Annotated in this window: 11 protein-coding genes; 7 read left to right on the top strand and 4 right to left on the bottom strand. The window is 69.8% G+C overall.

What is annotated here, in order from left to right; translation table 11 throughout:
- Nucleotides 1-5 precede the first annotated feature (5 nt).
- From BM393_RS24275 to BM393_RS24265, 3 genes are all read right to left on the bottom strand, one after another.
- Nucleotides 6-815 (bottom strand): LytTR family DNA-binding domain-containing protein, encoded by an 810-nt coding sequence (locus BM393_RS24275; protein WP_091734018.1) that lies wholly within the window; start codon nucleotides 813-815, stop codon nucleotides 6-8.
- A gap of 142 nt (nucleotides 816-957) precedes the next feature.
- On the bottom strand, nucleotides 958-2,070 hold the full coding sequence (locus BM393_RS24270; protein WP_254783598.1) for a sensor histidine kinase: 1,113 nt from the start codon (nucleotides 2,068-2,070) through the stop codon (nucleotides 958-960).
- Between the two features lie 41 nt (nucleotides 2,071-2,111).
- Nucleotides 2,112-2,630 (bottom strand): DUF6622 family protein, encoded by a 519-nt coding sequence (locus tag BM393_RS24265; protein ID WP_141225478.1) that lies wholly within the window; start codon nucleotides 2,628-2,630, stop codon nucleotides 2,112-2,114.
- A gap of 487 nt (nucleotides 2,631-3,117) precedes the next feature.
- Between BM393_RS24265 and BM393_RS24260 the strand changes: the two genes are divergently transcribed.
- Nucleotides 3,118-4,080 (top strand): IS110 family transposase, encoded by a 963-nt coding sequence (locus tag BM393_RS24260; RefSeq protein ID WP_091734014.1) that lies wholly within the window; start codon nucleotides 3,118-3,120, stop codon nucleotides 4,078-4,080.
- Between the two features lie 137 nt (nucleotides 4,081-4,217).
- On the opposite strand, the gene BM393_RS24255 is transcribed toward BM393_RS24260, so the two are convergent.
- Nucleotides 4,218-5,837, bottom strand: coding sequence for a helicase HerA-like C-terminal domain-containing protein (locus BM393_RS24255; protein ID WP_091734012.1), 1,620 nt, complete (start codon nucleotides 5,835-5,837; stop codon nucleotides 4,218-4,220).
- Between the two features lie 103 nt (nucleotides 5,838-5,940).
- On the opposite strand from BM393_RS24255, the gene BM393_RS24250 reads away from it, so the two are divergent.
- From BM393_RS24250 to rsfS, 6 genes are read left to right on the top strand one after another with little or no spacing between them, the layout of a single operon-like run.
- The gene (locus tag BM393_RS24250; protein ID WP_091734010.1) at nucleotides 5,941-6,666 is read left to right on the top strand and encodes a YebC/PmpR family DNA-binding transcriptional regulator; all 726 of its coding nucleotides are present in this window, start codon (nucleotides 5,941-5,943) and stop codon (nucleotides 6,664-6,666) included.
- Nucleotides 6,663-7,946, top strand: coding sequence for a phosphoribosylamine--glycine ligase (gene purD, locus BM393_RS24245; protein ID WP_091734008.1), 1,284 nt, complete (start codon nucleotides 6,663-6,665; stop codon nucleotides 7,944-7,946). The genes BM393_RS24250 and purD overlap by 4 nt, the downstream gene beginning before the upstream one ends.
- A 35-nt stretch (nucleotides 7,947-7,981) precedes the next feature.
- Entirely contained in the window at nucleotides 7,982-8,695 is a 714-nt protein-coding gene (locus tag BM393_RS24240; RefSeq protein ID WP_217648520.1) for a 1-acyl-sn-glycerol-3-phosphate acyltransferase, read from the top strand.
- Nucleotides 8,692-9,627, top strand: a complete 936-nt coding sequence (gene hemF, locus BM393_RS24235; RefSeq protein WP_091734006.1) for an oxygen-dependent coproporphyrinogen oxidase — start codon at nucleotides 8,692-8,694, stop codon at nucleotides 9,625-9,627. The genes BM393_RS24240 and hemF overlap by 4 nt, the downstream gene beginning before the upstream one ends.
- Before the next feature lie 10 nt (nucleotides 9,628-9,637).
- A complete protein-coding gene (gene nadD / locus BM393_RS24230) occupies nucleotides 9,638-10,264 on the top strand; it encodes a nicotinate (nicotinamide) nucleotide adenylyltransferase (protein ID WP_091734004.1) in 627 nt (208 codons plus the stop codon).
- The gene (gene rsfS / locus BM393_RS24225; RefSeq protein ID WP_091734002.1) at nucleotides 10,265-11,113 is read left to right on the top strand and encodes a ribosome silencing factor; all 849 of its coding nucleotides are present in this window, start codon (nucleotides 10,265-10,267) and stop codon (nucleotides 11,111-11,113) included.

Raw genomic sequence — 11,113 nt, 5'->3', positions numbered from 1 at the left:
CCGCCTCACATCGCCTTGAACAGATGCCCGTACATCCGGCTCACCGCCAGCTTCTCCGGCCGGTGGCGCAGCCGCAGGGTCAGCTTGCCGGTGTCATCGCGATGCACGCGGTCGATGGCGTCGACATGCACGATGTGTCCGCGGTGCACCTGCCAGAAGCGCTGCGCATCGAGCTGCGGGAGCAGCTCGCGCAGCGAGATCCGCACCAGGTATTCCTGGTCCGCCGTCATCACGCGGACGTACTTGTCCGCCGCTTCCAGGTAGACGACCTCGTCCAGCGGCACCAGCACGATGGCGTCGCCGACGCCGACCTGCAGGTGCCGCAGCGGCGCGACGGGGCTGCCGCCCGCCGGCTTCGCGCTCGCGGCCTGCACGCCCAGCAACCCACGCAGCTGATCGATCGCCGAGGCCAGGGTCGCGGGCGGCGCCTGCCGCTGCGCGAGCGCGGCCTGCAGCCGGGCCACCGTCTGCGCCAGGCGCTCCCGTTGCACCGGCTTGAGCAGGTAGTCCACCGCGGCGCGCTCGAAGGCCTGGAGCGCGAACTGGTCATAGGCGGTGACGAAGACCAGCAACGGGAACGGTGTCCCGTCCGGCCACTCGTCGGCCAGCTGCGCCGCCGCCTCGAGTCCCGTCATGCCCGGCATGCGGATGTCCAGGAAGCAGACCTCGGGCTGGTGCCGGAGCGCCAGCGTCACCGCCTCCTCACCGTGCGTCGCCATCGCGACGATGTCCAGCGCCGGCCACAGCGCTTTCAGTTCCTGGCGCAGATGGGCGGCCAGCAGGTCCTCGTCTTCGGCGATCAGGGCGGTGGGCATGCGGGCGTCTCCATGTGAAGAGGGATTCAAGAGGGATTGAAGAGGGGAATGAAGCGGGAATGAAGGGGGCAGCTTGAACGGCGCGGGCGACGGGCACGAGCGTGCGGCAGTCGGAAGAGCGAGGCTTGCGGGCAGCGCTTGATCAGGCCGGAGCCGGCAGCGGCAGTCGGATCCGCGCGCGGGTGCCGCCGCCGGTCGGGCGGGACAGGTCCAGGCGCGACAGTTCCAGCGCCGCGCGCGGGCCGAAGGCCACGGCGAGCCGCTCGCGGACCTGCACCGTGCCGAAGCCGCCGTCGGGTGTCGCCGGCCGTGCCGGATCGAAACCGGCACCGTCGTCCTCCACGTCCAGCCACAGCTGACCGTCCGCGGCTGACGCGCACACCCGCAGCGTGCCGCCGCCCACATGCGGCTCCAGGCCGTGTTTGATCGCGTTCTCCACCAGCGGCTGCAGCAGCAGCGGCGGCACCGGCAGCTCGCGCAGCGTCTCCGGCAGCTCGAACTCGAAGCGCAAGCGCGCGCCCATCCGCACCTGCATCAGCGCCAGATAGTCGGCCAACCGGGCGAATTCGTCCTTGAGGGGGTGGCGCTCCACGCGGGAGGCGGAGAGCGTCGCCCGCAGGAAGGCGATGAGGTGGTCCAGCATCGCCTGCGCGCGTTCGGCGTCCAGGCCGATCAGCACCCGCAGGTTGGCCAGCGTGTTGAACAGCATGTGCGGCTCGAGCTGCGACTCGAGCAGCCGCAGCTGCGTCTCGGCGGCCTGGCGGCGCAGCGTCTCGGCATTGGCCTCGGCGCTTGCCATCCGGTGGCGGTACAGCAGAAAGAAGGTGGCGGCGAAGCCTGGGATCAGCGAGATCACCATCACGGCCAGCACCCGGCGCAGCGGGCTGGCCAGCAGGCTGCGCTCCTGGAAGCCGGTCACGAAGTTGCCCACCTCCAGGCCGATGCTGTAGCCCAGGCCGGTGCCCAGGATCAGGCACACCGTCATGAGCGGCCAGCCGGGCCAGTCGAACGCGTCGCGGGGCGCGCGACCGAGACGCTGCAGGGCCTGCCAGCGCAGCCAGCCCAGCCCGAAGCGCAGCAGGTTGATGCAGGTCGCGCAGAAGAGCGAGATGAAGAAGCAGTAGACCAGCGTCGGTCCCGGCGACTGGTTGAACACCACCACCAGGGCGATCGACACGACCACCGTCAACAACAGCACCAGCAGCACGTGGCGCAGGAACCAGTGCAGCGGCGGGGGGAGGGGCAGGGGGCGCATGGGCAGGGAGTGTCGGCGATCCGGCCTCGTCCGGGCCGCGGTCAGGCCACCACCGGGCCGCCGCTGCGCGGCCGCACGGCCAGGATGTTGATCGCCCGTCCGAGGAAGGCGCCGCTGAACAGGCCGAACGCGGCGCTGGAGGCCATTGCGATGCCGAGGTGGGTGGCCTGGTCCGGGTGCATGGCCAGGCTCATACCGGAGGCGAACTTCAGCGCGAAGATGCTCAGCATCAGCGCGAGCGGCACCCAGCTGCCCGGGACGATGAAGCGGCGGGTGGTGGCGTCGAAACGCGCCTGTCCGGGCCAGCGCAGCGCGCGGACCGTGCCTGCGCCGAGCCCGATGCCCACGAGCCAGGCCAGGCCCGGCAGGCCGTCCAGACCGAAGCTCTTCTCCACGCCCCAGGCGCCGAAGATCAGCCACAGGGCCGGCAGGATCACCAGGCGGCGCGGCCGCATCGCGGTCTCGCGGCACTGCCGCAGACCGATGATCGTGATCACCAGCAGGATGACCCAGACGTACTTGGGCACGTGGGTGAGGATTTCTAGCGGGGTGGGGTGCATGGCGGGCTCCGGTGGCAGGTCGTGTTCGATGGACGCGACTGTTGCGGACGGGCGCCGCCGCGCCCAGCGGCCTGCGACGAAGCGCTGCCCAGCGGCGCGAGTTGTCGCCGCCGTTCGCCATCCGGGTCGCGCACGGTCTCCGCTCGAGCTTCGCCGGGGAACTCGTCGACGTGCGACGGTGGTTGGGGACGGCGGGGCATGGGGTTCAGGCGCTTGCCGCCTGTGGCCCCATGCTCCGGCGGCCAACGCCTGAGCCTTGTCAGGCGGAGAGGGGCCGGGCGAGCGTTCGAAGACCCTCACCCCCGCCCTTGTATGTAGCAAAGTACGCCCAGGCCGCCACAGGCCGACCCGCCCAGGGTAGGCGCTTGGGCGCCATACCGAGGGAGAGCGAGGGTCGTGGCGGCCGACCTCGGTTCGTCATGAACAGACAGCCCGAACGGTTGTGAGGTCCATTGAGGCCGTATCGAACACAAGGAAGGGCACTGTCATGAACGCAGAGATCTTCGTCGGCGTCGACGTTTGCAAGGCTTGGCTGGATGTGGCCCAGGTGTCCAGCCCATTGAAGGACGCGCCAGGCGAGTTGACATCCAGAGTGAGCAATGACGAGGCTGGGCGCGCGGTGCTCGTGAAACAGCTCCAGCGGTTGGCGCCGACGCTGGTGGTGCTGGAAGCGACGGGAGGCTTCGAGGCGGCGATGGCCAGCGAGCTGTGTGCAGCGGGGGTCGCCGTGGCGGTGGTGAATCCGAAGAAGGTGCGCGACTTCGCCCGATCAATTGGCGTTCTTGCCAAGACGGACCGGCTGGACGCGCAGGTGTTGGCCAAGTTTGCTCAGGCCACCCGCCCCCAGGTGTACGCGCTGCCGGACGAGACGCAGCAGGAGATCATCGAGTTGGTGGACCGACGCGCGCAGCTGGTGAGCATGCGCGCGCAGGAGAAGAACCGCTTGGCCACGGTCAAGCACGTGGCGCGCACCAGCGTGCGACACCACATCGAATGGCTGGACAAGCGGATCAAGGAGATCGACAAGGATCTGGACGGTCGCTTGAAGGACTCGACGATCTACCAGCCCAAGTACGAGCTGCTCGACAGCGTGCCGGGCATTGGCCGAGTCACGATCTCGATGCTGCTGGGACGCTTGCCGGAGTTGGGCAGCCTGGACCGCAAGCGCCTGGCGGCGCTGGTGGGGGTGGCGCCGTTTGCCGACGACAGCGGCAGGCGGCGCGGCCAGCGCTATATCCAGGGCGGACGCGCGGATGTGCGCAGCACGCTGTATATGGCCGTGTTCACCGCCAGGCGATGCAATGGGCCGATCAAGGCGCTGTATGACCGCCTGAAAGCCGCGGGCAGGGCCTACAAGGTCGCCATGACCGCGTGCATGCGCAAGCTGCTGATCATCCTCAACGCCATCCTCAAGTCCGGTCAACCATGGAGGCAAATCGAAAGCGCTTGACACGGTTGCTCTCCCGCAAGCGGGAGAGGGAGCCCACAGCGCTGCCCCTCGCCAGCAAGCCATCCCCTCGCCCCCGAGAGGGGGAGAGGGCTAGGGTGAGGGGGCTCTCCCGAGGGAAGCCTTGCGGCGCAGACCGCTCAGCGGCGCCGCTTGGTCGCCCCGCCGAGCAAGCTGCCCAGCACGCCGCGGACGATCTCCCGTCCGACCGAGGACCCGATCGACCGCAGCGCCGACTTGGCCGCGGCCTCGGCCAGCCCTTCGCGGCGACCGCCGCGCGGCCCGGTGCTGCCGAACAGCACGTCCTTGAGGCCGCCGAGCATGCCGCCGTCGTCCTCGGCGGGCGCGGGCGCGGGGGCGCCGCCGCGGCCGGTCGTCGGCGCGCGGCGCAGGGCCTGGTCGGCTTCTTCAGCCATCGAGCCGGCGCCGGCGCTGCCGCGCGGCGCGCCGGACTGCGACGGCTGCTGCGCCGCGTCCGCCGTCGCGGCGGCCCGGCCGGTCAGTTTCTCGTAGGCCGACTCGCGGTCGACCTGCTTCTCATAGACCCCCGCGACCAGCGACCCGGCCAGCAGCGCTTTGCGCTGCTCCGGCGTGATCGGGCCGATCTGGCTGCCGGGCGGCAGCACGAAGACCCGCTCGGTGATGCAGGGCCGGCCCTTCTCGTCGAGCAGGCTGACCAGCGCCTCGCCGACGCCCAGCTCGGTGATCGCCATCGCGACGTCCAGTCCCGGCTTGGGCCGCATCGTGTCCGCCGCCGCCTTGACCGCCTTCTGGTCGCGCGGCGTGAACGCGCGCAGCGCGTGCTGCACCCGGTTGCCGAGCTGGCCCAGCACCGTGTCCGGAATGTCCAGCGGGTTCTGCGTCACGAAATACACGCCGACGCCCTTGGAGCGCACCAGCCGCACGACCAGCTCGATGCGCTCGACCAGCGCCGCCGGCGCGTCCTTGAACAGCAGGTGGGCCTCGTCGAAGAAGAACACCAGCTTGGGCTTGTCCAGGTCGCCCACCTCCGGCAGCGTCTCGAACAGTTCCGACAGCATCCACAGCAGGAAGGTCGCGTACAGCCGCGGCGCGGCCATCAGCTTGTCGGCGGCCAGGATGTTGATGACGCCCAATCCATCCGAGGTCTGCATGAAATCGTGGATGTCGAGCATCGGCTCGCCGAAGAACTTGTCGCCGCCTTGGGCCTCGATCTGCAGCAGGCCGCGCTGGATCGCGCCGACGCTGGCGGCCGAGACGTTGCCGTACTGGGTCGTGAACTCGCTGGCGTTCTCCCCGACGTGCTGCAGCATCGCGCGCAGGTCCTTCAGGTCCAGCAGCGCCAGGCCGTGGTCGTCGGCGATCTTGAAGACCATCTGCATCACGCCGGCCTGGGTCTCGTTCAGGCCCAGCATCCGCGACAGCAGCAGCGGCCCCATGTCGGAGACGGTCGCCCGCACCGGATGGCCCTGCTCGCCGAAGACGTCCCACAGCGTGGTCGGGCAGGCGATCGGGGCCGGCGGCGAGATGCCGCGTTCCTTCAGCACCGCCAGCAGCTTGGTCGACGGCGCGCCCGCCTGGGAGATGCCGGTCAGGTCGCCCTTGACGTCCGCCATGAAGACCGGCACCCCCATCTGGCTGAAGGATTCGGCCAGTTTCTGCAGGCTGATCGTCTTGCCCGTGCCGGTCGCGCCGGTGATCAGGCCGTGCCGGTTGGCCAGCGCCGGAAGCAGCTGGCATTCGGTGTCGCCGTGGCGGGCCAGCAGGATCGGGTCGGCCATGCGGAAGTCTCCAGAGGCAAAAAGCTAAAATCGCAGTCTAACGAAGCATCAACAGCGCCGGCCCGGAGTTTTTCCGGGCCGTCGTTCATAGGAGAACGAGGACATGGCAGGGCATTCCAAATGGGCCAACATCCAGCACCGCAAGGGCCGCCAGGACGAGAAGCGCGGCAAGGTCTGGACCCGTCTGACCCGTGAAATCATCGTCGCCGCGCGCACCGGCGGCGGCGACATCACCATGAACCCCCGCCTGCGCCTGGCGATCGAGAAGGCCAAGGCCGCCAACATGCCGGCCGACAACATCAAGCGCAACGTCGACAAGGCCACCGGCAACCTCGACGGCGTGACCTACGAGGAAATCCGCTACGAAGGCTACGGCATCGGCGGCGCCGCGATCATCGTCGACTGCATGACCGACAACCGCGTGCGCACCGTCGCGGAGGTCCGTCACGCCTTCAGCAAGTACGGCGGCAACCTGGGCACCGAAGGCTCGGTGGCCTTCCAGTTCAAGCACTGCGGCCAACTGGTCTTCGCGCCCGGCACGTCCGAGGACAAGGTCATGGAGGTGGCGCTGGAAGCCGGCGCCGAGGACGTCCTGACCGACGACGACGGCGCCATCGAGGTGCTGACCGCCCCCGGCGACTATGAAGCGGTGAAGAACGCGCTGGAGGCCGCCGGCCTCAAGCCCGAGATCGCCGAGGTCACCATGCGGGCCGAGAACACCATCGACCTGGCTGGCGACGACGCCGCGCGCATGCAGAAGCTGCTGGACGTCATCGAGGACCTGGACGACGTCCAGGAGGTCTATCACAACGCGAGCCTGTCCGAATGAAGGTCCTGGTCCTTGGCAATGGTGGCCGCGAGCACGCGCTGGCCTGGCGGCTGGCGCAGGGCGCGCGCGTCACGCAGGTGTTCGTGGCCCCCGGCAACGGCGGCACCGCGCGCGATCCGCTCCTGAAGAACGTCCCGATCACCGACGTGAAGGCGCTGGCCGACTTCGCCGTCGAGCAGAAGATCGCGCTGACGGTGGTCGGCCCCGAGGCCTTCCTGGCCGCCGGCGTCGTCGACGAGTTCCGCGCCCGCGGCCTGCGCATCTTCGGCCCGACCAAGGCGGCCGCGCAGCTGGAGAGCTCCAAGGCCTTCGCCAAGGAGTTCATGAAGCGCCACGGCATCCCGACCGCCGCCTACGAGACCTTCAGCGACGCCGCGCTGGCCCATGCCTACGTCGACGCGCAGGGCGCGCCCATCGTCATCAAGGCCGACGGCCTGGCGGCGGGCAAGGGCGTGGTCGTGGCGATGACGCTGGCCGAGGCGCATGAGGCGATCGACTGGATCCTGGCCGACAACAAGCTGGGCGTGGTCCACAACGAGGGCGGCGCGCGCGTCGTCATCGAGCAGTTCCTCGAAGGCGAGGAAGCCAGCTTCATCGTGCTGTGCGACGGCCGCAACGTCCTGCCGCTGGCCACCAGCCAGGACCACAAGCGCCTGCTCGACGCCGACCAGGGCCCCAACACCGGCGGCATGGGCGCGTACTCGCCGGCGCCGGTGGTGACGCCCAACGTCCACGCCAAGGTGATGCACGAGATCGTCATGCCGACGATCCAGGGCATGGCCCGCGACGGCACCCCGTTCACCGGTTTCCTCTACGCCGGCCTGATGATCGACGCGCACGGCCAGCCGCGCACCGTCGAGTTCAACACCCGCATGGGCGACCCCGAGACGCAGCCGATCATGATGCGTCTGAAGAGCGACCTGTTCGAGGTCCTGATGCACGCCACCGACGGCACGCTCGACCAGGTCGAGCTGCAGTGGGACCGCCGCGCGGCGCTGGGCGTCGTGATGGCCGCCAGCGGTTATCCGCTGTCGCCGCGCAAGGGCGATGCGATCACCGGCCTGCCCGAGGACGGCGAGGACGCGATGGTCTTCCATGCCGGCACGACGCTGCGCGAGGACGGCCAGCTCGTCACCAGCGGCGGCCGCGTGCTGTGCGTGACCGCGCTGGGCGAGGCGGTGCGCCATGCCCAGCAGCTGGCCTATCAGACCGCGCAGTCGATCCAGTTCGACGGCAAGCAGTACCGCCAGGACATCGGTTATCGCGCCATCAAGCGCTGAAGCCGGTCCACTGCCTTTCCTCGCCGCTGCCCATCTTGAGCCTCGACTTGCCGCAGACCCTCGACGCCCGCCCCGCGGACGGCGAGGCGCGCGCCCTGCCGCGCCGCTGGACCGGCGCGCTGACGCCGATGCCGCGCGGCAGCGCGCTGGCGCGGGCGGTGCTGCGGCTCTTCGGCTGGCGCATCGTCTGCCAGGGCCTGCCGGCGCGGCAGGGCGTGGTGATGGTGTACCCGCACACCTCCAACTGGGATTTCCCGGTCGGCGTGCTGACGAAGTGGAGCCTGGGTTTCGAGCTCCGGTTCTGGGCCAAGGACAGCCTGTTCAAGCTGCCGCTGGTCGGTCACTGGATGCGCGCGATCGGCGGCGTGGCGGTGAACCGGCGCTCGGCCAACGGGCTGGTCGGCGACACCGTGCGCCAGATGCTCGACGCCAAGTCGCGCGGCGAGTCGTTCTGGCTGATCGTCGCGCCCGAGGGCACGCGCGGCTATGTCGACCACTGGAAGTCGGGCGCGTACCACGTGGCGGTGCAGGCCGGCGTGCCGGTGGGGCTGGCGTCGTTCGACTTCGCGACGAAGCAGGTGATCTTCACCGACTTCGTCGAGCTCAGCGGCGATCCCGAGCGGGACCTGGCGCTGTTCGCGCAGGTGCTGCAGGGGCGCCAAGGCAAGCGGCCCGACCAGGCCGGCCTGATCCGCTTCAAGCCCAATGAAGGCGCGCCCCGGGCGCGTCAGGACGGAGATTTCCGATGAACACGCAGTTGGTGCGCGACTACCTGCTCGGCCTGCAGCAGCGGATCGTCACGACGCTGGAGCGCCTGGACGGCCAGGCCTTCATCAGCGATGCCTGGCAGCGCGAGCCCGGCGGCCGCCTGGAGGGCGACGGCCTGGTGCGCCTGATCGAGAACGGCGCGGTGTTCGAGCGCGGCGGCGTCAATTTCTCGCATGTGCGCGGCCGGGTGCTGCCACCGTCGGCGACGGCCCATCGGCCCGAACTGGCCGGATCGCCGTTCGAGGCGATGGGCGTCTCGCTGGTGATGCACCCGCACAACCCGTTCGTGCCGACGGTCCACATGAATGTGCGCATGTTCGCGGCGCTGCCCGCCGACCGCGATCCGGTCGTCTGGTTCGGCGGCGGCATGGACCTGACGCCGTACTACGGCTTCGAGCGCGACGCGCAGCACTTCCACCGCACCTGTCGCGCCGCGCTGGAGCCGCATGGCCAGGACCTCTATCCGCGCTTCAAGCAGTGGTGCGACGAGTACTTCCACCTGAAGCACCGCAACGAGCCGCGCGGCGTCGGCGGCATCTTCTTCGACGACTTCGCCGAGGGCGGCATCGACAACGCCTTCGGCCTGCTGCAGTCGGTGGGCGATGCCTTCCTGCCGGCCTACGAGCCCATCGTCGAGCGCCGTCACGGCCTGGCCTACGGCGAGCGCGAGCGTGACTTCCAGGCCTACCGCCGCGGACGCTACGTCGAGTTCAATCTCGTCTTCGACCGGGGCACGCTGTTCGGGCTGCAGTCGGGCGGGCGCACCGAATCGATCCTGATGTCGATGCCGCCGGTGGCGCGCTGGCGCTACGACTGGCAGCCCGAGGACGGCTCGCCCGAGGCCCGGCTCTACACCGACTTCCTCCGCCCGCGCGACTGGGCGGACGAGGTGCCGACGCACCTCTGGTTCTGAAGGGTTCCGAGTGAGCAGCAGCCATTCGAACCGCGCGCGACAGGTCGGATGGTTCGGCGGGTCGTTCGATCCGGTGCATCGCGCCCACCTGGCGCTGGCGCACGCGGCGCTGGACCAGCTCGCGCTGGACGAGGTGCGCTGGATCGTCGCCGGGCAGCCGTGGCAGAAGTCGGGCCGCCGGATGGCCGGCGCGGCGCACCGGGCCGAGATGGTCCGGTTGACGATCGCGGGCGAGGGCGGCGATCCGCGTTTCGTCCTCGACGATCGCGAGATCCGGCGCGCCGGGCCGAGCTACACGCTCGACTCGGTGCGCGAGTATCAGCAGGAACGGCCGGGCGACGCGCTCTGGCTGATCCTGGGACAGGACCAGCTGGCCGGCTTCCCGAGCTGGAACGGCTGGGAGGAACTGGTCGAGCGCATGGGGCTGGCGGTGGCCGCCCGCGCGCAGGACGAGGTGAGGGCGCCGGCGGCGCTGCTGGAGCGGCCGCATCGGCTGGTCCGGCTGGTGATGCCGGCGCTGCAATGGTCATCCACCGAGGCCCGCCGACTGGCGGCCGAGGGCGCTGACGTGAGGCCCGTGGTGGGCGACGAGGTGGCGGGGTATATTGCCCGGCACCGTCTCTACAGTGAGAACTGAATGGACATCAAGAAACTGGAACGTGCCATCGTCGATGGTCTGGAGGATGTGAAGGCGCAGGACATCCTGGTCTTCGACACCGAGCGCCTGTCGCCCCTGTTCGAGCGCGTGATCATCGCGTCGGGCACGAGCAACCGGCAGACCAAGGCGCTGGCGTCCAGCGTGCGGGAGACGGTCAAGAAGCGCGGCATGCAGGTGATGCGCACCGAGGGCGAGGACAACGGCGAATGGATCATCGTGGACTGCGGCGCGGCCGTCGTGCACCTGATGCAGCCGGCGATCCGCCAGTACTACCACCTCGAGGAAATCTGGGGCGGCAAGCCGGTCAAGCTCAAGCTGGGCAACAGCGGCACGAAGCTGGTGAAGGCCTCCGAGCCGATGGACGACGAGGACGAGGACGCGCCCAAGGCGAAGAAGGCCGCCAAGTCGGCGAAGAAGCCGGCCAAGGCCAAGTCCGCCGATGGCGAGGCCGTCGCGACCGCGTCGAAGAAGGCGCCCACGCGCGCCACCGGCACCAAGTCCGCCGCGGCCAAGACAACGACCGCGAAGACCGCCGCAAAGAAGGCCCCCGCCGCGAAGGCCGCCGCGACCAAGCCCGCCGCCAAGGCGCCGGCGAAGAAGACGACGACCGGCGCGACCGCCGCCAAGACCGCGCGCAAGCCCGCGGCGAAGAAGGAAGTGGTCGAGACGGTGAAGGTCGGCAGCAAGAAGCCGGCGGTGAAGAAGCTGTCGCCCAAGGTCGCTGCCGCCAAGCCGGCCGCCAGACCGGCGGCCAAGAAGGCGGCCGCCAAGCCCGCGGCCAAGAAGACGACGGTGAAGACCGGCACGAAGTCCAAGGCCAAGGCCTGA

It is taken from the genome of Mitsuaria sp. PDC51, from assembly GCF_900113225.1.
Lineage (GTDB): Bacteria > Pseudomonadota > Gammaproteobacteria > Burkholderiales > Burkholderiaceae_C > Roseateles.
The sequence above is the reverse complement of the archived record's forward strand: the minus strand, read 5'-3'. Positions and strand labels throughout refer to the sequence as shown.

Excerpts from the sequence above, each read along its gene's own strand:
- BM393_RS24275 (WP_091734018.1), bottom strand. The coding sequence starts at position 815 with ATGCCCACCGCCCTGATCGCCGAAGACGAGGACCTGCTGGCCGCCCAT.
- rsfS (WP_091734002.1), top strand. The coding sequence starts at position 10,265 with ATGGACATCAAGAAACTGGAACGTGCCATCGTCGATGGTCTGGAGGAT.
- purD (WP_091734008.1), top strand. The coding sequence starts at position 6,663 with ATGAAGGTCCTGGTCCTTGGCAATGGTGGCCGCGAGCACGCGCTGGCC.
- hemF (WP_091734006.1), top strand. The coding sequence starts at position 8,692 with ATGAACACGCAGTTGGTGCGCGACTACCTGCTCGGCCTGCAGCAGCGG.
- BM393_RS24260 (WP_091734014.1), top strand. The coding sequence starts at position 3,118 with ATGAACGCAGAGATCTTCGTCGGCGTCGACGTTTGCAAGGCTTGGCTG.
- BM393_RS24255 (WP_091734012.1), bottom strand. The coding sequence starts at position 5,837 with ATGGCCGACCCGATCCTGCTGGCCCGCCACGGCGACACCGAATGCCAG.
- BM393_RS24250 (WP_091734010.1), top strand. The coding sequence starts at position 5,941 with ATGGCAGGGCATTCCAAATGGGCCAACATCCAGCACCGCAAGGGCCGC.
- BM393_RS24265 (WP_141225478.1), bottom strand. The coding sequence starts at position 2,630 with ATGCACCCCACCCCGCTAGAAATCCTCACCCACGTGCCCAAGTACGTC.
- BM393_RS24270 (WP_254783598.1), bottom strand. The coding sequence starts at position 2,070 with ATGCGCCCCCTGCCCCTCCCCCCGCCGCTGCACTGGTTCCTGCGCCAC.